At 66.9% G+C, this 24,528-nt stretch carries 21 protein-coding genes; 8 read left to right on the plus strand and 13 right to left on the minus strand.

Going from position 1 to position 24,528, the window contains the following annotated elements; genetic code table 11:
• Positions 1-115: 115 nt before the first annotated feature.
• From fliD to alr, 4 genes are all read right to left on the minus strand, one after another.
• Positions 116-1,519: a flagellar filament capping protein FliD gene (gene fliD, locus FHS02_RS12860; protein ID WP_137311888.1), complete on the minus strand. Its 1,404-nt coding sequence runs from the start codon at positions 1,517-1,519 to the stop codon at positions 116-118.
• Between the two features lie 106 nt (positions 1,520-1,625).
• Positions 1,626-1,946, minus strand: coding sequence for a PilZ domain-containing protein (locus FHS02_RS12865; protein WP_137311887.1), 321 nt, complete (start codon positions 1,944-1,946; stop codon positions 1,626-1,628).
• Positions 1,947-2,050: 104 nt separating this feature from the next.
• Positions 2,051-3,424 carry a DNA repair protein RadA gene (gene radA, locus FHS02_RS12870; protein WP_137311886.1) on the minus strand — a complete coding sequence of 458 codons (1,374 nt, stop codon included), beginning with the start codon at positions 3,422-3,424 and terminating at the stop codon, positions 2,051-2,053.
• Positions 3,424-4,512 carry an alanine racemase gene (gene alr / locus FHS02_RS12875; RefSeq protein WP_137317166.1) on the minus strand — a complete coding sequence of 363 codons (1,089 nt, stop codon included), beginning with the start codon at positions 4,510-4,512 and terminating at the stop codon, positions 3,424-3,426. The genes radA and alr overlap by 1 nt, the downstream gene beginning before the upstream one ends.
• Positions 4,513-4,734: 222 nt before the next feature.
• On the opposite strand from alr, the gene lplT reads away from it, so the two are divergent.
• Positions 4,735-5,982: a lysophospholipid transporter LplT gene (lplT, locus tag FHS02_RS12880; RefSeq protein WP_137317165.1), complete on the plus strand. Its 1,248-nt coding sequence runs from the start codon at positions 4,735-4,737 to the stop codon at positions 5,980-5,982.
• 32 nt (positions 5,983-6,014) lie between these two features.
• Here lplT and FHS02_RS12885 read toward each other — a convergent pair whose 3' ends face one another.
• Genes FHS02_RS12885 through tsaB form a run of 4 tightly spaced genes read right to left on the minus strand, consistent with a single transcriptional unit; the run spans position 6,015 to position 9,391 of the window.
• The gene (locus FHS02_RS12885) at positions 6,015-7,088 is read right to left on the minus strand and encodes a DUF1853 family protein (RefSeq protein WP_137317164.1); all 1,074 of its coding nucleotides are present in this window, start codon (positions 7,086-7,088) and stop codon (positions 6,015-6,017) included.
• Positions 7,072-8,154 carry a uracil-DNA glycosylase gene (locus FHS02_RS12890; protein WP_137317163.1) on the minus strand — a complete coding sequence of 361 codons (1,083 nt, stop codon included), beginning with the start codon at positions 8,152-8,154 and terminating at the stop codon, positions 7,072-7,074. The genes FHS02_RS12885 and FHS02_RS12890 overlap by 17 nt, the downstream gene beginning before the upstream one ends.
• A complete protein-coding gene (gene rimI, locus FHS02_RS12895) occupies positions 8,151-8,627 on the minus strand; it encodes a ribosomal protein S18-alanine N-acetyltransferase (protein WP_137317162.1) in 477 nt (158 codons plus the stop codon). Before rimI ends, FHS02_RS12890 begins: the two co-directional genes overlap by 4 nt.
• Positions 8,624-9,391 (minus strand): tRNA (adenosine(37)-N6)-threonylcarbamoyltransferase complex dimerization subunit type 1 TsaB, encoded by a 768-nt coding sequence (gene tsaB / locus FHS02_RS12900; protein ID WP_137317161.1) that lies wholly within the window; start codon positions 9,389-9,391, stop codon positions 8,624-8,626. The genes rimI and tsaB overlap by 4 nt, the downstream gene beginning before the upstream one ends.
• Before the next feature lie 84 nt (positions 9,392-9,475).
• On the opposite strand from tsaB, the gene FHS02_RS12905 reads away from it, so the two are divergent.
• A complete protein-coding gene (locus FHS02_RS12905) occupies positions 9,476-9,898 on the plus strand; it encodes a thioredoxin family protein (protein WP_137317160.1) in 423 nt (140 codons plus the stop codon).
• A gap of 13 nt (positions 9,899-9,911) precedes the next feature.
• Here FHS02_RS12905 and FHS02_RS12910 read toward each other — a convergent pair whose 3' ends face one another.
• The gene (locus FHS02_RS12910; RefSeq protein WP_137317159.1) at positions 9,912-10,412 is read right to left on the minus strand and encodes a winged helix-turn-helix transcriptional regulator; all 501 of its coding nucleotides are present in this window, start codon (positions 10,410-10,412) and stop codon (positions 9,912-9,914) included.
• 86 nt (positions 10,413-10,498) lie between these two features.
• On the opposite strand from FHS02_RS12910, the gene FHS02_RS12915 reads away from it, so the two are divergent.
• Complete coding sequence (locus FHS02_RS12915) at positions 10,499-11,680, plus strand: MFS transporter (RefSeq protein WP_137317158.1); 1,182 nt, start codon at positions 10,499-10,501, stop codon at positions 11,678-11,680.
• Between the two features lie 19 nt (positions 11,681-11,699).
• On the opposite strand, the gene FHS02_RS12920 is transcribed toward FHS02_RS12915, so the two are convergent.
• Positions 11,700-13,970, minus strand: coding sequence for a xanthine dehydrogenase family protein molybdopterin-binding subunit (locus FHS02_RS12920; RefSeq protein WP_137317157.1), 2,271 nt, complete (start codon positions 13,968-13,970; stop codon positions 11,700-11,702).
• Positions 13,971-17,087: a bifunctional diguanylate cyclase/phosphodiesterase gene (locus FHS02_RS12925; protein WP_137317156.1), complete on the minus strand. Its 3,117-nt coding sequence runs from the start codon at positions 17,085-17,087 to the stop codon at positions 13,971-13,973.
• A gap of 188 nt (positions 17,088-17,275) precedes the next feature.
• Between FHS02_RS12925 and FHS02_RS12930 the strand changes: the two genes are divergently transcribed.
• Complete coding sequence (locus FHS02_RS12930; RefSeq protein ID WP_137317155.1) at positions 17,276-17,797, plus strand: DUF1993 domain-containing protein; 522 nt, start codon at positions 17,276-17,278, stop codon at positions 17,795-17,797.
• 63 nt (positions 17,798-17,860) lie between these two features.
• On the opposite strand, the gene FHS02_RS12935 is transcribed toward FHS02_RS12930, so the two are convergent.
• Positions 17,861-18,055 carry a DUF1289 domain-containing protein gene (locus tag FHS02_RS12935; protein WP_137317154.1) on the minus strand — a complete coding sequence of 65 codons (195 nt, stop codon included), beginning with the start codon at positions 18,053-18,055 and terminating at the stop codon, positions 17,861-17,863.
• A complete protein-coding gene (locus tag FHS02_RS12940; RefSeq protein ID WP_137317153.1) occupies positions 18,052-18,627 on the minus strand; it encodes a DUF1415 domain-containing protein in 576 nt (191 codons plus the stop codon). Before FHS02_RS12940 ends, FHS02_RS12935 begins: the two co-directional genes overlap by 4 nt.
• A 258-nt stretch (positions 18,628-18,885) precedes the next feature.
• On the opposite strand from FHS02_RS12940, the gene FHS02_RS12945 reads away from it, so the two are divergent.
• From FHS02_RS12945 to FHS02_RS12960, 4 genes are all read left to right on the plus strand, one after another.
• Entirely contained in the window at positions 18,886-20,247 is a 1,362-nt protein-coding gene (locus FHS02_RS12945) for a transglycosylase SLT domain-containing protein (protein WP_137317152.1), read from the plus strand.
• Between the two features lie 289 nt (positions 20,248-20,536).
• The gene (gene fabI, locus FHS02_RS12950) at positions 20,537-21,328 is read left to right on the plus strand and encodes an enoyl-ACP reductase FabI (RefSeq protein ID WP_137317151.1); all 792 of its coding nucleotides are present in this window, start codon (positions 20,537-20,539) and stop codon (positions 21,326-21,328) included.
• A 469-nt stretch (positions 21,329-21,797) separates the two neighbouring features.
• Entirely contained in the window at positions 21,798-23,318 is a 1,521-nt protein-coding gene (locus FHS02_RS12955) for a DEAD/DEAH box helicase (protein WP_137317150.1), read from the plus strand.
• A gap of 135 nt (positions 23,319-23,453) precedes the next feature.
• Positions 23,454-24,521, plus strand: coding sequence for a L,D-transpeptidase family protein (locus FHS02_RS12960; RefSeq protein ID WP_137317149.1), 1,068 nt, complete (start codon positions 23,454-23,456; stop codon positions 24,519-24,521).
• Positions 24,522-24,528: the final 7 nt, after the last annotated feature.

A 24,528-nucleotide genomic window follows, 5' to 3' on the forward strand; every position in this document is an offset into this window, starting at 1 on the left:
CGAATAGCGAATGCAGCGCTAGCTGACAGCAAGGCCCCGTGGCAGCCCGTAGCGATACGGTCTGCGGCCGGGGCCTTCGTTTTGTGCAGCCCCTTCGGGATCCGACCGGCGCGGGCTACCCCAGCAGATCCAGCAGCGAACCCGTCCCGCCCATCTGTTCCTGCATCGTGTACATCTGCGCCAGTGCCTGGGCCTGTGCGGTCAGCGACTGCGCCAGCCGCTCGCGCCGGTCGGTCAGCACGTCGAGGTCGCGCGTGGTGCGGTCCTGGGCGCGGCGCACCAGGCCGTTCTCGGCCGTCAGCGTGCCCAGACGTTCGTCGAGGCGGTCCGCCAGGCCGCTGCCTTCATTGGTGAACAGCCGGCTGACGGCTTCGGGATCGTCGGCGATGGCCGCCTTCAGCTTGACTTCGTCCAGCACCAGCCTGCCATCGGCGTCGCGCGACAGGCCCACGTCCGCCAGGCCCCGCGACGACGAACCGGCGCCGCCGATCCGCATCAGTCCCGTCATTTGCGCGGAGACGCGGGACAGCGCGTTATCGCCGCGCAGCGCCCCGCCCTGCAGGGCGGCCAGCGTGTCGGCCATGTCGTTGTAGCCCTCGACGAACGCGGCCACGTTCCTGGCGATCTGGCTGCTGTCCTGGCTGACTGCCAGCTGGGTCGTCCCCTTGCCCGCCAGCGTCAGCGTCACGCCCTCGATGGCGCCGGCCACCGTGTTGGTGCCGCTGCGGTATTCCTTGCCGGCGACGGACACGATCGCATCCTGGGCGGCCTGCGCCTGCGTCATGCCGCCCGCGCGCGGCTGGTCGGGATCGAAGCCGATCGCGGCCTTCAGGGCCGCATCGCCGGTGACGCTGATCGACAGCGTCTGCGTGGCACCTTCCTTGCCATTGACCTGCAGCGCATAGCCGCCATTCGAGCGCACCACCGTGGCGTTCACGCCGGCTTCCTTCAGCGCCGCGGCAACGCCTTCCAGCGTGTTGTTGCCGCTGTCGATCGTGATGGTACGGGCGGTGCCGGCCGTAGCCTGGAACCCGTCCGCGCCCATGCTGCCCCACTCCAGCTTGACGGTGGAAGCAATGCCGCTGCCGAGCGTGGCAGTCGCCGTCGGCTGCACCCCGCTGTTGAGCACCTGCCCCTGGGCAAGCTGCCGGACATCGACCTCGTACTGGCCCGGCTTGGCCGAAGCGGTCGTGGCGGCACTCAGCACCCCGCTGGTGGACGTCGAAGCGGAAGTCGACAATCCCGCGCCCGCCAGGCCTTCGGCCAGCGCCTCGAATGCGTCCAGCGCGCTCTGCAACCGGCCCAGGCCGGACAGGCGGGTCTGCGTGCTCGCCAGGCTGGCGTTCAGCAGGTCGATATTGCCGCGCTGGCCCGCCAGCGCCTGCTGCACGCGCGCCGCGACCGTCGGCGACAGCGAGGCATTGCCGTTCAGCGAGGGGGTGGAATTCGTACCGAACACCGTGGCAAACGGGTTGGTGCCGTATTGCGCGGCAAGGATGGCGCTGGCGTTTGTAACCATGGTGACCTCCGATGTCGGATTATTATGGTCCCATCGGGGCCAGGAATCAAAAGAAGCGAACAGAGCGGGACATGCCCCGTTGTCTTCCCGTTACGACTTCGGCAAGTCAGCGCATGAACTTGGTGATGGCCGCCGTGGCTTCCGGATTCAGCGGCTGGAACACGAAGCCCACCTTGAACTCGTCGCCGGAAAAGATGCAATGGCTGACCTTGGCGCGGCACGTGATGATCTGCGGCTTGCCATCGACCAGCATTTCGAATACCACCTGCCCCGCCTGGCCAGGCTCCACCTTGGTACCGCTCGTCACCGACATGCCCGCCAGGCCAAGATCGAAGGTGCGCGCGGGAGTGGGCGCCGCGCCATCGATGACCACCATTGCCCTCACGCGCAAGATCTTGCGAACGCCCTGCCTTTGATCGACTAACACTTGTGAATCCTCGTTAAAAATGACAACGGCCGGCAAGGCCGACCGTTATTCTACTGCGCAACGAGCAATCTTGCATCGGCGTCACCGCGCACGGGCGCCCACGTTCACTGCAGCTCGCGCAGGCGCGTAAACGCATCGTCGATGCGGTCCACGCCGATGATCGTCATGCCCTCGATCGGCTGTTTCGGCGCGTTGGCCTTGGGGATCATGGCGATCGAAAAGCCCAGCTTGGCCGCTTCGCGCAAGCGCTCCTGCCCGCGCGGCGCGGGACGGATCTCGCCGGCCAGGCCCACTTCGCCGAACACCACGAAACCGCGCGGCAGCGGCTTGTTGCGCATCGACGAATTAATCGCCAGCAGCACGGCCAGGTCGGCCGCCGGTTCGGTGATCTTCACACCGCCGACCGCGTTGATGAACACGTCCTGGTCGAACGCGGCAATGCCGGCATGCCGGTGCAGCACCGCCAGCAGCATGGCCAGGCGGTTCTGTTCCAGGCCCACCGACAGGCGGCGCGCATTGGGCAGGTGGCTCGCATCGACCAGCGCCTGGATTTCCACCAGCAGCGGCCGCGTGCCTTCCTGCGTCACCATCACGCACGAACCGGGCACCTGGTTGTCGTGCTGCGACAGGAACAGCGCGGAAGGATTCGACACCCCTTTCAGGCCCTTTTCCGTCATCGCGAACACGCCCAGCTCGTTGACGGCGCCAAAGCGGTTCTTGATCGCCCGCACCAGCCGGAAACTGGAATGGGTGTCGCCCTCGAAATACAGTACCGAATCGACGATGTGTTCGAGCACGCGTGGGCCGGCCAGCGCACCTTCCTTCGTCACGTGGCCCACCAGGATGATCGTCACGCCGGTCTGCTTGGCCACGCGCGTCAGCTGGGCCGCGCATTCGCGCACCTGCGCCACCGAACCGGGCGCGGACGTGAGCGCATCCGAATACAGCGTCTGGATCGAGTCGATCACGGCCACCTGCGGCTTGACGGTGTCCAGCGTCTGCAGGATCTTTTCCAGCTGGATCTCGGCCTGCAGCTTGAAGTCCTTCGCGTCGATCGCCAGCCGCTTGGCGCGCAAGGCGATCTGCGCGCCGGACTCCTCGCCCGATACGTACAGCACGCTCTTCAACAGCGACAGGTTGGCCAGCGCCTGCAATAGCAATGTCGACTTGCCGATGCCGGGATCGCCGCCGATCAGCACCACGCCGCCGGCCACCAGGCCGCCGCCCAGCACGCGGTCGAATTCCTCGATGCCGGTGCCGAAGCGCGGCACGTCGAGCGCCTCGATCTCGCTCAGCGACAGCACCGGCGCGGTCTGCGCCAGCGCCTGGTGCGATTGCGACATGCGGTTCACGCCGCCGGTCTCGATCACCGATTCCACCATCGTGTTCCACTGCCGGCAGGCCGGGCACTGGCCGGTCCACTTGCTGCTGGTGCCGCCGCATTCGCTGCACACATACTGGGTCTTTGCCTTGGCCATCAGTCTTCCCTCACCTGCACGCGCTGCGCCACCGCGCACATCAGTTCATAGCCGATCGTGTCGGCGGACGCGGCGACGTCGTCTACGGCCAGGTCCTCGCCCCACAGCACCACGCGGCTGCCCACGCGCGCCGAATCGATGCCGGTAAGGTCCACCGCCATCATGTCCATCGATACGCGGCCCACGGTACGGGTGCGGCAGCCATCCACCATCACCGGTGTGCCGGTCGGCGCGTGGCGCGGGTAGCCATCGGCATAACCGCAGGCGACGGTACCGATGCGCATCGCGCGGTCGGCTTCGAAGCGGCTGCCGTAGCCGACGAAATCGCCGGCCGCGATTTCCTGGATGCCGATCAGTTCACTTTCCAGTGTCATCGCCGGCCGTAACCCGTAGTCGGCCGCGCTGCCGCCGCCCGGCGTGCCGCCATACAGCATGATGCCGGGCCGGATCCAGTCGCTGACCAGTTCCCCGCCCAGTTCCTGCATGCGCAGCACGCCGGCCGAATTGGCCAGGCTGCGCGGCGCATCCAGCCCCGCCGCGCCGGCATCGAAGCGCCGGATCTGCTCGCGGATCGGCAGGCACTCGTGCGCCGCCTCGTCGGCATTGGCAAAGTGCGTCATCAGCGTGATGTACCCCACGTGCGGAATGGCGCGCAGCCTTGCATGCGCCGCGGCATAGTCGGCGGGCTTGAAGCCGAGGCGGTTCATGCCGGTGTTCATTTTCAGGTGCACGTCGACCGGCCGGGCCAGCGGCGTGCGCTCCAGCAGCGCGATCTGCTCCGCGCAGTGGGCCGTGCCGGCCAGGCCGTGCTCCGCCATCGCGTGCAGGTCGGCGGCGTCGAACCAGCCCTCGAGCAGCAGGATCGGCTTGCTCCAGCCCATCTCGCGCAGGCGCACCGCGTTGTCGAATTCGATCAGCGCAAGCCCGTCGGCGTCGGCGAAGCCGCGCAGCGCGCGCTGCAGCCCATGGCCATAGGCGTTGGCCTTGACGACGGCCCATGCCTTCGCGCCAGGCGCGCAGGCGCGCGCGCGTGCCAGGTTATGCTGCATTGCAGCGACGTGGATGGTGGCTACGATCGGCCTTGGCATGGCAGGATTAGGCGAAATACGCGCGAAATGGGAAGCGGGCATTTTACCGCACACGCACTCTTAGGCGGAGCTTAAGCGAGCGTGTGCGGCGGCCACGATGGCCACTGCGGGCGCGGCTTACTGTCAATCGAACGACCATTCGGTTTGCCCTGCCGTTTTCTTTGGAAAGCATATCTTTCATGGTATAAAGCAAGCCGATATCGGTTTTAAGGCCCTTCCACAATGAATCGTGGTTTCTACACCATCATGGCGGCGCAGTTCTTTTCGTCGCTGGCGGACAATGCGTTGCTGTTCGTCGCGATCGACCTGCTGATCACGATGAAGTCGCCGGCATGGATCACGCCGCTGCTGAAATTCCTCTTCGTGCTGTTCTATGTGCTGCTGGCCGCATTCGTGGGAGCCTTTGCCGACGCGTTGCCGAAAGGCCGGGTGATGTTCATCGCGAACCTGGTCAAGATCTTCGGCTGCGCATTGCTGTTCTACGAAGTGCATCCGCTTGCCGCGTATGCGATCGTGGGCATCGGCGCGGCCATCTATTCGCCGGCCAAGTACGGCATCCTGACCGAACTGCTGCCGCCGGAAAAGCTGGTGGCCGCCAACGGCTGGATCGAAGGCCTGACCATTTCGTCGATCATCCTGGGCACCGTGATGGGCGGCGCCCTGGTCAGCGACCGCGCCGAAACGATCATCCTGAGTTGGGACATCGGCATCGCCAACCCCGCCTACGGCGCGCTGATGATCGTCGGCGTCCTGTATGTCTGCGCCGCGCTGTTCAACCTGCGTATTCCGCTGACCGGCTGCGTATATCCGCACCAGGAGCGCAATCCGGTGCGCCTGATCGAGGACTTCGCCAACTGCTGCATGATCCTGTGGCGCGACAAGCTGGGCCAGATTTCGCTGGCCGTCACCACGCTGTTCTGGGGCACCGGCGCCACCTTGCAGTTCATCGTTCTGGAGTGGGCCAAGCAGGCGCTGGGCATGAGCTATGAAAAGGCCACCACGATGGTGGGGCTGGTGGGCCTGGGCGTGACCGTCGGCGCGATCATGTCGGCCAGGATGATCACGCTGCGCAAGTCGCTCACCGTGATCCCGCTCGGCGTCGCCATGGGCTTCATGGTGATGACGATGGCCTTCATCAACACGCCGGTGATCGCCTATCCGATGCTGATCGTGATCGGTGCGCTGGCCGGCTTCTTCGTGGTACCGATGAACGCCCTGCTGCAGCACCGGGGCCACGTGCTGATGAGCGCCGGCCACTCGATCGCCGTGCAGAACTTCAACGAGAACCTGTCGATCCTGACGATGCTGGCGATGTACTCGCTGATGCTGCGCATGGACCTGGACCTGAACACGATCATCGTGCTGTTCGGCCTGTTCCTGTCGGGCACCATGATCGCCATCAAGCGGCTGCATGCGGCCAACCAGCGCGAGCACGATTCGCTGGCGCTGATCGGCGAGCACAAGCACTAAGAAAAAACCCGGTGCCAGGCACCGGGTTTTTTCTACGCCGGCGGCTTCTGCCCCGTCTCCCGCCTGAGCGCCGCCCGCGCCGGCCAGTCGTCGCGCACGATGAATGCCCGCGCCTGTTCCAGCAGCCAGCCATCCTCTTCCCGCACCGTGGCCACCATCGCCGGCGACGGATCGGCCGCGAACTTTTCCGCCAGCATTGCCGCAAGGCCGCCACGGCTCGACGGCTGCGGTGCATCGGCGGTACGCGCCTTCAGCGGCGCGAGCCACTGCAAGCGCGGCATCACCACGAAGCGTTCGTCCGGGTGCCCTCCCTCGCCGGCAAGGCCGGCCAGCGTCAGCCACCGCCCGCGGCAGTGATCCGGCGCGATGCCGGGAATGCGCGGCACCGCATTGGATACCTCATTGGATACCTCATCGGACACCTCATTGTTTCCTGCGCCCGCCACCCCGGCGGCCGGATGGAACAGCCAGCCCTTGACGAGCGCCTGGGCCGCGGTCACGGGCCGCGGCAGCACTTCCCGGGCGGAGGGATGTTCCGCCAGCACCAGCTGCTGCTCGAAGATCTTGCGCATCTTGCGGCCCAGCGTATCGCCCAGGTTGGGGCCCACCAGCAGGTCGTGGTCGCCGGTGGCGGCGCCGCTGTCCAGCAGGTAGAACTTGGTGGCGAATTCGATGTGGCGCAGGCCGCCGCCCGGTTCATCGAGCAGGAAGTCGAATTCGCCCACGGTTTCCCTGCCGGCCCTGCCGCCCTGGTGGGCGGTGCGCACCTGCAGACCGTGGGCGGCCAGCGTGCCCTGCTGCGCGTAGTAGAACGCCATCAGCTTTTCGGCATACAGGCCGAGGCGGGAATAGAAACGGCCGCCCAGCGCGGCGTCGAGCGGCGCCGGGTCGGCCTCGAGTGCCGCCAGCCATGCCTCGACATCCGGCGCGGCCGGGCCCTCGGTGGCGATGCTGCCCTGCCAGTACGGCGCGTTCGGGTCGAGGAGGCCGGGTGCGTCGAGCAGCCACGCCAGCGCCCGCACATGGGGGCGCGTCAGGTGCCGCCAGCGGCGCTCGAAACGCGCCTGGCAAGTGGATTCGATGCCGGTGTCAGCAGCGGGCGGCATCGGCGGAGCGCGCCAGGCACAGGTCGGCCCAGGCCCTGGCCTTGTCTTCGGGCTTCTTCAGCAGGTCGGCCGGATGGAACGTGGCGACGACGGGCAGGCCGCCACCGGCGTGATCCAGGCGCAGGACCTTGCCGCGCGCGGCCATGCCGAGCAGGCCCTTGGCGGTGACGCCGCCCAGCGTCAACCCCAGGCCGGCGCCCGTCAGCGCCAGCTCGCGCTGCAGGTACGGGCGGCAGGCCGCCAGTTCGTCGGCCGCGGGGAGGCGATCGGCACCATCGTCCGCCGCCGGCCGGCATTTCACCAGCGTGGTGACATAGGCGCCCCGCTCCGTCGACAAAGCCACCGCGCGAAGCATGTTCTGCAGCAGCTGGCCGGGCGGGCCGGCGAACGGCTGCTCTGCCTTCTCGTCGGCGCGCGTGGGCGCAAGACCCAGCACGAGCCAGCGCGCCTTCTCGTCGCCCGCGCCCGGCACGGCGGCACGGCGCGTTTCGCACAGCCGGCAACGCGTGCAACTGCGCACCGCCGCCTGCAGTTCCGGCCAGTCCATTGCCGCGATTTCCTCGTCGGTGGCGGCGGTGCGTCCGGGGGCGCGCGGCACCGGCGCGGCCGGTACGGCGTCGAACCACGACGTGTCTTCCGTGGGCGGCGCCGCCTCCGCCCTGGTGCGCGGCGGCGCCGGCTGCTTCAGCGTGGGCGCCTTCGGCGGCGGTGCCGGGGCATCGTCGAACCAGGCGGTATCCTCGCCGGCGGAAGCCGGGGCCGGTGCAGCGGCCGGCGGTGGAACCAATGCGGCCGGAGGCGGCACCGGTACAGCCGGCTCGGCCACTGCCGGCGCAGGCCGGGCCGGCAGCGTCACGACCGTTGCGGCCTGCTCGAAGGCAGTCGCCCGTCCGACGGCCGGCACGGGCACGGCATGCTCGGCGACCACGACCGGCTCTTCGACCGCGGCCTGCTGGTTGACTGACACATGCTCTTCGACGACCGCATGCACCCGGTCGCGCAACAGCCACCGCGGCCCGACGCCCATCTCCTGCAGGAATGCGCTGCTGCGCTGCGTCAGGCTCATAGCACGATCCGCATCACGATGGCATCCTCGCGCTGGCCGCCGGCGGCCGGGTAATAGCCCTTGCGCCGGCCGATCTCGGCGAAACCGAAGCGGCGGTAGATGCCGAGCGCGCGCACGTTCGACGGGCGCACCTCCAGCAGCATCGATTCCATGCCGAGGCCGCGCGCGCAGGCGGCGGACTGGTTCAGCAGGAAGCGTCCCAGGCCCTTGCCCTGCCAGCGCGCCGCCACCGCCACGTTCAGCAGGTGCGCCTCGTCGACGACGGCCATCACGAGGAAGTAGCCGATCAGCTCGCGCGACGGATCGCGCAGCACCCAGCCGTGATAGCCGTTTTTCAGCGAGTCGGAGAAATTGGTACGCGTCCACGGATGCGGATACACGGCATGCTCGACCGCCACCACTTCATCCAGGTCGGCCAGCTGCATCGGTTCGTAGACCAGGCGCGCCAGGTCCCAGGTGGGCCGCTGCGTCATGCCTTGCCTCCGGACTGAAGCGCGCCCTGCGCCGCGTTGATCACTGCCCGCTCGGCCTTCGTATACGCCACCTTGTTGCGCAGGTAGAGCGGCTGGGCGGCGGCAGGCGGAACGCCCTGCCCGGCCGCGAACGCCGCGGCGCCCAGCCGGGCGATCTGCTCGGCGTGCGGCAGCACGGCCGTATCCGCGCCGGCGACGAACGGCTTGCCCGCGAACGCCTCCGGATAGGCCGCCAGGCCATTGCCGCAAGCAAGCGGCGCGCCTTGCGGGTGCACGTCGGCCGGGGCCGACAGCGCGGCCGGCAACACAGGTATCGGCAAGCCCGTCGGCAACCCGTCCGCAGCGTCGCCTGCATCCTCATCGAAACGGTACTGCGCCCAGTACACCTCGTTCATCCGCGCATCGAGCACGGCCAGTACGTGGGCGGCGCCATGGCGCTCGCGGCAGGCCAGTGCCATCGCATCGAGCGTCACCACCGGCACCAGTGGCAGGCCGGCGCCGAAGCCCAGCCCCTGGGCAATGCCGCAGGCCGTGCGCACGCCGGTAAACGAACCGGGCCCGGCACCGTAGGCGATCGCGTCGCAATCGGCCAGCGCGATGCCCGCCCCGGCCAGCAGTTCCTGCACCATCGGCAGCAGCGAGGCCGAATGCGTGCGCACGCCGTCGGCGCTGCGCGAGCTCAGGCGGCCGGCGTGCAGCAGCGCACAGGAGGCCAGTTCGGAGGATGTTTCCAGGGCAAGAATGGTCGGCGAATACGTAGGCATAGGCCGTATTTTACCTTGCGCGGCGGCGACGGCCCAGCCATCGCTGGCGGCGCAGGCCGCCGCGCCACGCTGTACAATGCGGCAATGCACAGCACAACCCTACACGCCGACAACCGCGCCGAAGTGGCCGCCGCGCTGGCGCAGGACCGCCTGGTCGTGGCCTGCCTGTGCGCAGCCTGGTGCGGCACCTGTTCCAGCTACCGCGCCGCCTTCGAGGAACTCGCCGCGCGCCATCCGGACAAATATTTCCTGTGGGTCGACATCGAGGACCATGCCGACCTGGTGGGCGACCTGGACGTGGAAAACTTTCCCACCCTGCTGATCCAGCGGCATGAAACCGTGGCCTTCTTCGGCACGATGCTGCCGGATCCGAACGTGGCCAGCCGCCTGATCGACACGATCGCCGCCACCGGCGAGGCAGAGCTGGACCGCCAGGCCGGCAGCACCGCCGAACGCCGCCAGTGGCAGCAGCAATGCAACTTGCGTCAGTTGATGGGCACGGCCTGACCCGCTGCCTGCATCACTGCCGGTCCGGATCGGCCGGTACTTTCTTCACATAGACATCCGCCGCCGACAGTTCCCGTCCGTCGGCGGTGCGCAGCGCCAGTGCCTGCGCACCATGTCTTTCGTCCCCGAGCACTTCTCCGGTCAGCACTCCTCCCGTATCACGCAACACCAGCACCGAATGCGGCTCGCCGGGCGCGAACAGGTGGCGTTCGCCCCAGCGGCGCAACGCGACGATCACCGGGAACAGGTCCTCTCCCTTGGCCGTCAGCACGTATTCCTGGTAGGCCGAACCGTCCGACGCCGGCTGGCTGGCCAGGATCCCGGCTTCCACCAGCAGGCGCAGCCGGTCGGCCAGGATATTGCGCGCCACGCCGAGGCTGCGCTGGAATTCGCCGAAACGGCGCACGCCATCGAACGCATCCCGCACGATCAGCAGTGCCCAGCGCTCGCCGACCAGGTCCACGCCCCGCGCCACCGGACACGGCTCTTTCCGACTGTTTTTCCTGCCCGCCATCCAAGCCTCCTTGCAAGTAGTTGCATTTTAAAACTACAACAGCTACGCTACAAGTAGTTTCGATTTGCAACCAGTTGGGAGAAGCCATGCATTTTTCAACCGCCCGTCTTGCGCTGCTCGCCGTATCCGCGGCCTTGTGCGTCGCTAACGTGTATTACGCACAACCGCTGCTCGACCTGATCGCGGCCGACCTGGCGCTGGACCGCGCGGCGGCCGGCGGCATCGTCACCGCCACGCAACTGGGCAGCGTGCTTGCGCTGCTGTTCGTGGTACCGCTGGGCGACCGGTTGGACCGGCGCCGCCTGCTGCTCGCGCAACTGGCCGCGCTGGCGCTCGCACTGGTGGGCGTATGGGCGGCGCAAACCACCGTACCGCTGCTGGGCGCGATGCTGCTGACCGGCCTGCTGGGCACTGCGATGACGCAGGGTCTGATCGCCGGCGTGGCAGCCGCCGCGGATGAGGGCGAGCGGGGACGAGTGGTGGGGGCCGTGCAGGGCGGCGTGGTATTCGGCTTGCTGGCGGCGCGCGTGGTGGCCGGTACGATCGCCGACCTGGGCGGCTGGCGTGCCGTGTATGCGGTATCGGCCGGGTTGACGGTGGCGATCGGGGTACTGTTATGGCGCGCCCTTCCGCCGCTGCCGGCGCCGGCGCGGCCCCTGCCGTACCGTGAGCTGACCGGTTCGATGCTGACGCTGCTGCGCACCGATCGCGTGCTGCGCGAACGGGGCATCATCGCGCTGCTGATGTTCGCCGTGTTCAACATCTTCTGGAGCGCGCTCGCGCTGGAACTGGCCGGGCCGCCCCGTGCGATGCCGCACACGGCGATCGGCGCTTTCGGCCTGGTCGGACTGGCCGGCGCACTGGGCGCCATGCGCGCCGGCCGCCTGGCCGATCGCGGCCATGGCGAACGGGTCACCGGCGCAGCCCTGCTGCTGCTGTGCGTTGCCTGGGTGCCGCTGGCATTCACGCCGGCATCGCTGCTGGCGCTGTCCGCCGGCATCGTCGCGCTCGACCTGGCAGTCCAGGCGCTGCATGTCGTCAACCAGAGCGTGGTGCTGCGCGGCGGCGCGGCGCCCGGCCGGATGGTCGGCTGCTACATGCTGTTCTATGCCGCCGGCAGCGGCGCCGGCGCGCTGGCCGCCACGGCCGCGCATGCCGCCGGCGGCTGGCCGCTGGCATGCCTGCTCGGCGCCGGCGTCAGCATCGCGGCGCTGCTGTTCTGGTGGGTGCGTGTACCGGTTCGCGCCGCCGGTCGCGCTGCCCGCTGAAGCAGCATGCCGCGGCCCGTTACGCCAGCCGCAGCGGCAGGCTGCGCAGCCGCTGTCCGGTCAGCCGGAAGACGGCGTTGGCCACCGCGGGCGCCACCGGCGGCACGCCGGGCTCGCCCACCCCTTCCGGCGGCTCGCCGGACAGCACGATCACCGTGTCCACGTGCGGCACCTGCCCCATCCGCAGCACCGGGTAATCGCCGAAGTTCGACTGCTGCACGGCGCCGCCTGCGACCGTGATCGCGCCCTCCAGCGCGGCCGTCAGCCCGAAGGCCACCGCCGATTCCATCTGCTGCGCAACGTGCCCCGGGTTCACGGCCAGTCCGCAATCGATCGCGCACACCACCCGGTGCACACGGATCGCGCCGTCGTGCACCGACACTTCGGCCACCTGCGCCACGATCGCGCCGAAGCTGTGGTGCAGCGCCACGCCATGCGCGCGGCCCGCGGGCGGCGTGCCGGCCGCGCGCACCGCCGCATCGAGTACGGCTACGTGGCGCGGGTGGCCGAGCAGCATGGCGCGGCGGAACGCCACCGGATCCTTGCCGGCCGCGTGTGCCACCTCGTCGATGAAGCTCTCCTTGAAGAACGCATTGAAGGAATGCCCCACCGAGCGCCAGTTCCCCAGCGGGACCGCGCTGGCCACGGCGGCATGGGCGATGCGCTGGTGCGGGATCGCATACTGCATGTCGTAGGCGCCTTCGACAGTAGTCTTGTCCGGCCCCGCGCCCGGCAGGCCGAGATTGCGCCGCAGGAAGTGGTCCGTCAGCGCGCCGCCCGCGCCGATGAAATCCCAGCTCTTGATGGTGCCTGCCGCATCGAGCGTCGCGGCCAGGCGCGCCACCGCCGCCGGGCGGTAGGCGTCGTGCCGGAGATCCTGCTCGCGCGTCCAGATCATCTGCACCGGCAGGCCGCGGCACTCGCGGGCGATGGCAACCGCCTGTGCCACCATGTCGCCCTCGAGCCGGCGCCCGAAGCCGCCGCCCAGCAGGTGCTCGTGCAGTTCGACCTGTTCGCGGTCGACACCGGCGACGGCCGCGGCGATGCCGATCGCGATCGACGGCGCCTGCGTGGACAGCCACAGCCGCACCTTGCCATCGGCCACCTGGGCGGTGCAGTTGACCGGTTCCATCGCCGCGTGCGCCAGGAACGGCGCGCTGTATTCGGCGTCGATCGTGCGGCCGTGCGCCTGCGCGTCCGCGACGTCGCCCTGGGCGAAATATACATGGTGCTCCGTGCCGTCGAGGGCAGCGCGCAAGTCATCATGTATCCCGTCGCTCGACAGTTCCGCATGCGGCCCGGCATCCCAGCGGATCGCATGCGCCTCGGCGGCCGTCTTCGCCTGCCAGAACGTGCGCGCCACGACCGCCACGCCGGCCGGCGCGCCGTCGTGCCCGGCCAGCCGCCAGCTGAACGCATTGCTGATGTCGATCACGCTCAGCACGCCGGGCAGGCGCAGCACGCCGGCCGCGTTGGTGCCGGCGATCGTGGCGCCGAGCGCCGGCGCCATGCGCAGCGCGGCGTACACCATGCCCTCGGGCCGCGCATCGATGCCGAAACGGGCCGTGCCGTCGACCCTGGTGCGCGCGTCGCGCCGCGGCACCGCGCGCCCGATCAGCCGGAACGCGTGCGGCTCCTTCAATATCGCATCGCCCGGATTTTCGCTCGCTGCGGCCGCGGCGAAACTGCCGTAGGTGGCACGGCGCCCGCTGGCATCGTGGAACAGTTCACCGTCGGCGGTGCGGATGCCGTCCGGCGCCACGCCCCACGCCCGTGCGGCGGCCGCGACCAGCATGCCGCGCGCGGCCGCGCCGGCTTCGCGCATCGGCAGCCATGCATCCTTGACGGAAGTCGAGCCGCCCGTCAGGCTGATGCCCAGTTCGCGCGCCACCTTGGCCAGCGTCCAGCGGGCGAAGGCCTGCGTATTGCCGGTATCGTCGGGGTGGAATGGCAGCGCATCGCGGATCGCGGCGATGTTGGCGTAGATCTTGTCGGGCGGCGCGGCGGCGATGCGTACCCGGGCCAGCGGCATGTCCAGCTCTTCGGCCACCAGCATCGGCAGCGCGGTATGCACGCCCTGCCCCATCTCGGCGCGCGGCACGACGACGGTCACGGTATTGTCCGCCGCCAGCGCGACCCAGCCGTTCAGCGCCACCGCACCGCCGTCGAGTGCCAGCGGCACCGCGGTGTTCAGGCGCTGCCGCGGCGGCAGCGCTCCCCAGCCGACGACCAGCGCGCCGGCCGCCGCGGCGCCGGCCAGCAGGAAGCGGCGCCGCGTCGACTGTGCCACTTACGGCCGCCAGCGCTGCAGCAGGTCGTCCGGCATCACCGGGCGGCTGTAGAAATAACCCTGCGCCTGGTTGCAGCCGTGGCGCAGCAGGAAGGCGGCCTGTTCGTCCGTCTCCACGCCTTCGGCGATCACCGCCAGGTTCATGCTCTTGCCGAGCTGGATGATGGCGATCGCGATCGCCTCGTCGTTGGCATCCGCGTGGATGTCCTTGATGAACGAGCGGTCGATCTTCAGCGTCTGCACGGGCATCTGCTTCAGGTAGGCCAGCGACGAGTAACCGGTGCCGAAATCGTCGATCGCCAGGCTGACGCCCAGCGCGTGCAGGCCGTTGATGTACTGCAGCGCATCGCCCGTGTTCATGATCAGCGATTCCGTCACTTCCAGCTGCAGCCGGTGCGGCTCCAGCCCCGTACGGCGCAGGATGTCGCCAACGGTGAACACGATCGTGCCCCGCTCGAACTGGCGCACCGACAGGTTGACGGCGATCTTCGGCACCACCAGCCCGGCCTCCTGCCAGAGCACCATCTGCCGGCACGCCTGGGCCAGCACCCACTCGCCCAGCTGGCTGATGAAGCCCGAATCCTCGGCCAGCGGGATGAAGCGCGCCGGCGGCACCAGGCCCAGTTCGGGGTGGTTCCAGCGCACCAGTGCCTCCACGCCGATCAGCCGCCCGGTGTCGATTTCCACCTGCGGCTGGTAATTCAGGAACATTTCGTTCTTTTCCAGCGAACGGCGCAGCCAGGTTTCCAGCCGCAGGCGCTCCACGCCTTCGCCCGTCATCGACATCGCATAGAAGCGGTAGCCATTGCGCCCGCGCGCCTTGGCCTGGTACATCGCCACGTCGGCATTCCTGATCAGCACGTTCCGGTCGGTGCCATCGTGCGGGTACAGGCTGATACCGATGCTGCACGTGACGAACAGTTCATGGCCGGCGACCGTGAATGGCTGCTCGAACATCGCCACCAGTTTTTCCGCCACCAGCGTGGCCGAGTATTCGCCGCCGACGCCTTCCAGCAGCACCACGAATTCGTCGCCGCCCAGCCGCGCCAGCGTATCGCCATCGCGCAGCCGCGCGCGCAGCGCGTCCGCCACCTGCTTGAGCAATTCGTCGCCGATGTGGTGGCCCAGCGTGTCGTTGACGTTCTTGAACCGGTCCAGGTCGATGAACAGCAGCGCCAGCTGCTCCGCGCTGCGCTGCGCGCGGTCGAGCGCATGCTGCAGCCGGTCGTTGAACAACAGCCGGTTCGGCAAGCCGGTCAGCGAATCGTGGTGGGCCAGGTGGTCGAGCTTGCGTTCGTTTTCCTTGACCAGCGTGATGTCGCTGAACACGCCCGCATAATGCGTGGTGACACCGTGCGAATCGCGCACCGCGGTAATCGTCAGCGCTTGCAGGAACTGTTCGCCGTTCTTGCGCAGCGCCCACAGCTCGCCCTGCCAGCCACCGGTGCCGACCAGGTCCTCCCACAGCTGCTGGTGGAAGGCCGCGTCGTGCCGCGCCGAGCGCGTCAGGCTGAAGTCGCGGCCCAGCGCCTCGGCTTCGGCAAAGCCGGTGATCTGCGTGAACGCCGGGTTGACGGCGACGATCAGGCCATCGCGGTCGACCACCACGACGCCGTCGGCAATGTGTTCGAGCACCGTGGCCGACAGGCGCAGCTTGTCCTCGGCTTCCTTGCGCGGCGTGATGTCGGCATAGACCCAGATGCTGCCCTCGTTCGGCCGGTTCTGGTCGATCGCGCAACCGCTGACCATGCACCACAACAGCGAACCGTCGCGCCGGCGGTAATGGCGCTCCTCGCTGAAGTACTGGCCCTGGCCCAGCGCCGGATACTGGCGCGCGCCGGCCGCCTCGAAGGCGTCCGCCGTGGGAAACACGATGGCGGTCGAGTTGCCCACCATGCCGCCCGGTTCATAGCCGAACAGTTCCTCGCAGCGGCGGTTCACCGACATGATGGTTCGGTGGCGTACGAACATCACGCCGAACATCACGTTGTCCAGGATCGCCCCCTGCTCGGCCAGCAGCGCCTCGATGCGCATCTCGTTGTCCTTGCGCTCGCTGATGTCGGACAGGATGCCGTCGACCCACGGTTCGCCGCCCTCCGGCGGCACCTGCGGCTGGCCGGTTTCCAGCACCCAGCGCTCGGTGCCGCTGGCATCGACGATGCGGTACTCGGTTTCATACGCGCGCCCCTCGTCGATGGCGCGCTTGACGGCGCGGCGCTGGGCGCGGCGGTCTTCCGCCGTGATCAGGTTGACCCAGGAATGGGTGGTGCCGCGCATCAGCTGGGCCGCGGTAAAGCCGGAGATCGCCTCGATGGCGTCGCTGACGAATTCGATCGGCCCATCCGGCCGGTAGCGGAACACGGCGCCGGGCACCTGCGTCACGATCGTGCGAAAGCGCTCCTCGCGCTGGCGCACGTCCTCGAACAGCCGGCGCAACGCCTCGCGGGTCTGCTCGAGCCGAGCACCGAGGCGCCCCAGCTCGTCGTTGCCGCGGATTTTCAGCGGCGTGTCGAAGTCGCCCTGCGCCAGCCGGTCGGACATGCGCATCAGCCGGCGCAGCGGCGCGATCACGCGCTTGTTCAGGAACAGCAGGATCAGCAGCAGCGACACGGACAGCTGCGCGGCCAGCACGAAGAGGTAGGAACGGCGCTTGTCGTTCAGTTCCTGGCGGCTGCGGGCGTCGTCCATCTCCACCATGACCTGGCCAATCCGCTCGCCCCGTACCATCACGTCGCGCTCGGCGCGCACCACGTTGCCCAGCGGCCGCGGCGGTGCTTCCGCGAGGATGAACTGCGCCTCGGCCTGGCCGGTGACCCGCACCTGCACGACCGAGCTGTCGCGCATCACCGACTGCACCAGTAATCGCGCCGATTCGGCGTTCATGTTCCACAGCGATTCCTGCATGCCCAGCGCCAGGATGTCGGCATTGCGCTGCAGTGCCTCGTTCAGCGCGGTGCGGGTGGACTGCTGTTCGCGCACGCCGACCATCAGGTAGCTGCCGACGATGGCAGGCACGATCAGCCCGCCGAAGACGACGAGCAGCAGGGATCCATACAGGGACTGGCCGTACAGCGCGCCCAGCCGGGCACGCAGGCCGCTGGTTGGCGGCCGGGTCATGCGGTAGCGGCAGGCGAGAGAAGCAGAAGCAGAAGCATCTTGCACGGTGCATAATTATCGTGGTGCAATTATGCTGCAAAGCGATACGCAAGTCACGAATGCCTTACATTAACGAAGCATGCGGGCAACGCAAAACTTCGCCATCACGCCGGACTTGTTATGATGGCCACTCTTTGACAGGAGCTGCCATGAGTTTTTCACTGTATTCCGCCTCGGTACCCGTATTCCACCAGATCCTGAACAGCCTGCTCGAGATCCTCGACAAGGCCGACAGACACGTCGAGACCACGCGGATCGACCCCAACGCGCTGCTGCAATTCCGGCTGTTCCCGGACATGCTGCCATTCACGCGCCAGATCCAGATCGCCACCGATTTCGCCAAGGGCGCCGGCGCCCGGCTGGCCGGCCAGGAAGTGCCGGCCTGGGAAGACTCGGAAAAAAGCTTTGCCGAGCTGAAACTGCGCATCAAGAAGACGCTGGTTTTCCTGGACGGCCTGCCACGCAACGAGATTGAGCACAGCGCGGAGCGTGCGATCACCACCGGCAGCGGCGAGAAGACCCGGCACTTCACCGGCCAGACCTACCTGCTGCACTATGTGCTGCCGCACTTCTTCTTCCATGCCACGACCGCCTACGACATCCTGCGGCACAACGGTATCGAGATCGGCAAGAAAGACTTCATCGGCACGATCCCTCAGCAAGCGCAGTAAGGAACACCGCAAAGCAAAACCGGTGGCGAAGCCACCGGTTTTGCTTTGCTGGCATGTAGCTTTTCAGCTGTTGCGGCGCGGGTAGCCTTGCGCCAGGATGCGCTGCCAGACTTTTTCCTTGTCCTCGGCCGACATCGATACCCAGTGCGCCACTTCGATATAGGTACGGCCGCAGCCGCGGCAAACGTCGTCGAACGTCGTCGAGCACACGGCCACGCATGGCGTGTCCGGACGTTCGGGGAGCTTTTCCTCCGTCATGGCTGTTTCCGCGGAAACAGCTTGTCCCAGCCTTCGTGGCCCAGGTTTTCCATTGTCTCGATGTTTTTCTCGAAGATCGCTTCCGCTTCGGGAAAGGCTTCGACGGCCCGCTCGACACTGTCTTCGCGCAGCAGGTGCAGCGTGGGATAGGGCGACCGGTTGGTATAATTGCCGATATCGTTCCGATCGGTATCGGCGAACTGGTAATCGGGGTGGAAGCTGGCCACCTGCAGTTCGCCCACCAGTCCCATGTCTTCAAGCGCGGCGTCGGCCACGTCGAGGAACTCGTTGTAGTCCTCGAAGTCATTCAATACCTGGGGATGGATGATCAGCGTCGTATCGACTTCCTCGGCGGGTGTGTCCGACAGCCGTTGCAGCTCATCCATCAGGGTTTCCAGCAGTGCTTCGGGCGTCGTGGCATCGGACACCACGTAGCGGATCTGCCGCTTGACGTGGACAGCCTTGGCGAACGGGCACAGGTTCAGCCCGATCACGGCCTTTTCCAGCCAGTCCGCGGTTGCCGCGATGGCGCTTGCGTGGTCCACCGCGGCACTGTTCGTACTATTATTCATGATTAAATCCCGGCTTTGAAATACTGGTTCGCCATTGTACGCATCGGATGACGTTTTCGCCATTTGCTGTTATTTCGCTGCGATCCACACGGATCTTGCCATTATTTCTCTCGATGCCGCTGCTCAAGTTTTTTGTAACGGAGCCGACATATTGCTTGACGGCGGCCCGGCAACGTCCTTAAACTCGGCCTTTGAATTGGTAGTCCGTCCCGCCCTGGGCCTGCCCTGGTTAACCTGACGACAACACAATGGAGCACTATGCGAATTAAGTACATCTCCCTGCTGGCGGCGCTTGCCGTGGCACCGGCGATCAGCCAGGCGGTAGAGTCCGCCGTAGCGACGGACCGAGCTTCCCTCCCCCTGATCCCGCTGTCCTCCGCCATCAAGGCACCTGCACCGAATCTCGCCACGCCCCCCGCAACCGCCACCAAGACATCCTCCGACGATCCGTTCCGTGAAACGGATGTATGGAACCGCATCCGCACCGGCTTTTCGATTCCCGACCTGAACAATTCCCTCGTGTCGAAGCATGCCAACTGGTATGCCGAGCGGCCGGACCACATGGCCCGCACGTCGGCACGGGCGTCGCTGTACCTGTTCCACGTGGTCACGGAACTGGAAAAGCGCAATATGCCGACCGAACTGGCGCTGCTGCCGTTCATCGAGTCGGCGTTCAATCCGGTGGCCGTATCGAGCGCGAACGCGGGCGGCATGTGGCAGTTCATGCCCGGCACCGGCCGCGATTTCAACCTGAAGCAGAACGCCTTCAAGGATGACCGCCGCTCCGTGCTGGCATCCACCGACGCCGCGCTGACCTACCTGCAAAAGCTGTACGACATGTTCGGCGACTGGCAACTGGCACTCGCCGCGTACAACTGGGGCGAAGGCTCGGTGCAGAAGGCGATCGCGAAGAACCGCGCCGCCGGCAAGCCGACCGATTTCGACAGCCTGGCCGACCTGATGCCGGCGGAAACGCGCAACTACGTGCCCAAGCTGCAGGCCGTGAAGAACATCGTCGCCAACCCGGCGCGCTACGGCCTGTCGCTGCCGCTGATCCGCAACGAGCCGTATTTCACGGCCGTCGACAAGACCAGCGACATCGACCTGGCGATCGCCGCGCAACTGGCCGAACTGTCGGTGGATGAGTTCAAGGCGCTGAACCCGCAATTCAAGCGCCCCGTGATCACCGGCGGCGAACAGACGCAGATCCTGCTGCCGAAGGAAAACGCGGAAAAGTTCCACCTGAACCTGGCACAGTGGGGCCAGGCGCTGTCCACCTGGACCACGCACCGCGTCAGCAGCGCGCGCGAAAGCATCGCCTCGCTGGCGTCGAAGTTCCGCACCACGCCCGACGTGATCCGCAAGGCCAACAACCTGCCGTCGCGCGGCGTGCTGACGGCCGGCTCGACGATCCTGGTGCCGAAGATTTCCACCAGTGCCCATTTCGACATCCCTGTCGAGATCGCCGACAACGCCACCGTCGGCGTGGCCGACGAACCGGTCGCCAAGCGCAGCAATTACCGCAAGGCGAAGGCCTCCAGCGGCAAGAGCAAGTCGCCGATCAAGCTGGTCAAGGCGCGCGTCTCGCGCGACCAGGCCGGCAAGAAGCGCAGGAACTGACCGGCGGATCGATCGCACCGCCCGCACGCAAAGGCTGCGGGGCCGATGGCCCCGCAGCCTTTGCGGTTTACAGGTGAACTGCAGGATGCTCCGCAGGATGAACCGCAGCATGGCCCGCGGCGCGGCCCGGCACACACCGGATAGCAATCCGCCAAGCTTGCAGGCGCCGTCCCCAAGCCATACAATCTCGATCCTGCGGTAATGCGTACCCGTCATCGATTGGTCCGTCACCAACTAGAACAACAACCCGTGCTGCGCCGAACGCGCGCAACAGGCAATTGGAGTAATCATGGCTTTCTTGCAAGGCAAAAAAATCCTTATCACCGGCTTGCTGTCCAACCGCTCGATCGCCTATGGCATCGCGCAGGCCTGCCACCGCGAAGGCGCCGAGCTGGCCTTCACCTACGTTGGCGAACGCTTCAAGGACCGCATCACCGATTTCGCCGCCGAGTTCGGCAGCAAGCTGGTGTTCGATTGCGACGTGGCCAGCGATGAGCAGATCGAAGCGCTGTTCCGCGACCTGGGCCAGAGCTGGGACAGCCTGGATGGCTTCGTGCACGCGATCGGCTTCGCGCCGCGCGAGGCGATCGCCGGTGAATTCCTGGACGGCTTCTCGCGCGAGAACTTCCGCGTAGCCCACGATATCTCCGCCTACAGCTTCCCGGCCATGGTGAAGGCTGCGCTGCCGCTGCTGAAGGAAGGCTCGTCGGTCCTGACGCTGTCGTACCTGGGCGCCATGCGCGCGATCCCGTACTACAACACGATGGGCCTGGCCAAGGCATCGCTGGAAGCATCGGTACGCTACCTGGCCGAGAACCTGGGCCAGAAGGGCATCCGCTCGAACGGCATCTCGGCCGGTCCGATCAAGACGCTGGCCGCCTCGGGCATCAAGGATTTCTCGAAACTGCTCGGCTTTGCCGCCAGCCATGCGCCGCTGCGCCGTAACGTGACGATCGAGGAAGTGGGCAACACGGCGGCGTTCCTGCTGTCGCCGCTGTCGTCCGGCATCACCGGCGACATCATCTACGTGGACGGCGGTTTCTCCCACGTGATGGGCCTGAACGCCAGCGATTACCAGTAAATTACCAGCAATCCCGGCACGCGCCGGGACGGTGCCTCCGCAACGCGGGCGCCGGCATCGTCCCGACCTGTCTGCACGGTTCAGAAACCCGTGCAGGACTTATGGAAATCGGGTATCATGCTCTTTGTGCGTTGCAACAGACTTCGCACAAAGAAGAAGAACATAAGAGTTATTTAGCTATTTAATCAGCTTCGCAAGCCTTCGCGCATCCCGGTTTCTTTGCCCGTGCATTTAGCAATACAGCATGCAAACACATGCTAATGCAAAGCCCGGATGGCGCTTATAAAAAGCCCCCCGCCCCTGAGTGGCTGCACGATATCTACAGGATATCGCTGCTCGACACCGTCCCGGCGCAAAGCTTTTGTGCCGAAATTTCTATTCTTGCTGTCTAGAGTCATTTCGTTTGGTTGGCGTTGCTATGTTGCGTTCTGCGCTTGTGCAGGAACGCGCAATTTTACGAAAGAAATACATGAGTTTTGAAGCACTAGGTCTCCACGCATCGATCCTGAAAGCCCTGACGGATTCCGGCTACACCACGCCTACGCCAGTCCAGGAACAAGCTTTGCCCGCCGCAATGGCCGGGAAGGATCTGCTGGTTTCCTCGCAAACGGGCTCCGGCAAGACCGCGGCCTTCATGCTGCCGTCGCTGCACCGCCTGGCCGAAATGGCCCCGGCGGAATCGGCCGGCCGCACCCCGAACCAGGAGAAGCAGGCTGCGCAGGCGCGCGGCGAGCGTCCCCGTTTCAAGGCAGCCCAGCCGAAGATGCTGGTACTGACCCCGACCCGCGAACTGGCTTTGCAGGTCACCACCAATACCGACAAGTATGCAGTGAACCTGCGCCGCCTGAAAGCAGTGGCGATCCTGGGCGGCATGCCGTACCCGAAACAGATGCAACTGCTGTCGCGCAATCCTGAAATCATCGTGGCAACGCCGGGTCGCCTGATCGACCACATGGAATCGGGCAAGATCGACTTCTCCCAGCTGGAAATCCTGGTCCTGGACGAAGCCGACCGCATGCTGGACATGGGCTTCATCGACGACATCGAGAAGATCGTTGCCGCCACCCCGGCTTCGCGCCAGACGATGCTGTTCTCGGCCACGCTGGAAGGCACGGTCGGCAACATGGCCCGCCGCATCACCAAGGATCCGATGACGATCGAGATCAAGCAGGCTGCCAACAAGCACGAGAACATCACGCAGCGCGTCCACTTCGTCGACGACCTGTCGCACAAGAACCGCCTGCTCGATCACCTGCTGCGCGACGAAACGCTGGACCAGGCCGTGGTGTTCACGGCCACCAAGCGCGATGCCGACACGATCGCCGACCGCCTGAACATCGCCGGTTTCTCGGCCGCCGCACTGCATGGCGACATGCACCAGGGCGCCCGTAACCGCACGCTCGACAGCATGCGCCGCGGTACCGTGAAAGTGCTGGTCGCCACCGACGTTGCCGCGCGCGGCATCGACGTGCCGACGATCACCCACGTGTTCAACTACGACCTGCCGAAGTTCGCCGAAGACTACGTGCACCGTATCGGCCGCACCGGCCGCGCCGGCCGCAATGGCCTGGCGATCTCGCTGGTGAACCATTCGGAAAACATGAACGTGCGCCGCATCGAACGCTTCACGAAGCAGTCGATCCCGGTCAACGTGGTGGAAGGCTTCGAGCCGAAGAAGGCGGCGGCACCGCGTTCCGCGGCACGTCCGGGCTGGAAGCCGGGCGAAGGCCGCGGCGGCAAGCCGGCGGGCCAGCGCAGCTTCTCGAAGCCTGCCTACCCGCGCGAAGGCGGCGCACCGCGTGAAGGCGGCTTCGCCCGCGACAGCAGCCACTACCGCAGCGAAGGCACGCCATTCCGCGCCGACGGTGCACCGCGTCCGGAAGGCGGCTTCCGCCGTGAAGGCGCGCCGGCACGCAAGGAAGGCGGCGGTTTCCGTCGCGACAGCGCTCCGCGTTCCGACGCACCGCGCCGTCCGTGGGGCGAACGCTGATCGCCAGCGTGAAGCCGTAGCATGAAAAACCGCCGGGTTCGCCCGGCGGTTTTTTTTTGCGCTGTTCAGCTGCTCAGCAGCGCACATGTACGCTGCCGTACAGAACGCGGCTCGACTGCGCGGCACACTTGGGACATGAAAAAGCTCGCCCTAACCCTGCTCCTCGCTGCGCCGCTGGCGCATGCCCAGAACACGCCGACGGCCCGGCCTGCACCACCTGCCCAGCCGACGCCGTCCGCACAACCCGCGCCGCAGGCTCAACCCGCGACGCAAGCTCAGCCGTCGACGCCCGCCGGCGCCACGCAAGCGGGCCAGCCTGCTCAGCCCGGCCAGCCATCGGCCCCGGCGCCCATCACGCCGGACCAGGTGCCGCCCGACCTGCGTGCCCAGATCCTGCTGGACCGCGCCCACTTCTCGCCCGGCGAGATCGATGGCAAGGTCGGCAGCAACATGCGCCAGGCGATCGCCGGCTTCCAGAAGGCACGCGGCCTGCAGGTCACGGGCACGCTGGACCAGGCCACCTCGGCCGCGCTGGAAGACCGCCAGCCGCTCCTCGGTACCTATACGATCACGGATGTCGACGTGCAGGGTCCGTACGGCCCCGTCCCGGAATCGATGGCGGACAAGGCCAAGCTGGCTTCGCTGCACTATGAAACGATCGAGGAAGCCCTGGGCGAACGCTTCCATTCCAGCCCGGAGCTGCTCAAGCAAATGAATCCCGGCAAGAACTTCATGCAAGCGGGCGAGAAGATCCTCGTGCCCAACACGGGCGCGTCCGGTCCCCTGCCTGCGGCCGCCAGGCTGGTCGTCGACGACTCGGACCGCACGCTGTCCCTGCTCGACGACAGCGGCAAGGTCATCGCCCAGTTCCCCGCCAGCACGGGCAGCGAACACGATCCGCTGCCGGTCGGCACCTGGAAGATCAATGGCGTCGGCCGCAACCCGGATTACCGCTACAACCCGAAACTGTTCTGGGATGCCAAGCCCGGCGAGGGCAAGGCGATGATCAAGCCGGGGCCGAACAACCCGGTGGGCGTGGTGTGGATCGACCTGTCGAAGGAACACTATGGCATCCACGGCACGCCGGTGCCGTCGAAGATCGGCAAGACCGAATCGCACGGCTGCATCCGCCTGACGAACTGGGACGCCGCCAAGGTCGCGAATGTCGTATCGCCGGGCTTCGAAGTGATCCTGCAAGACTAAAACAGAC

Origin of the sequence: Pseudoduganella umbonata, assembly GCF_014192225.1 — a bacterium.
Classification (GTDB): Bacteria; Pseudomonadota; Gammaproteobacteria; order Burkholderiales; family Burkholderiaceae_D; genus Rugamonas; species Rugamonas umbonata.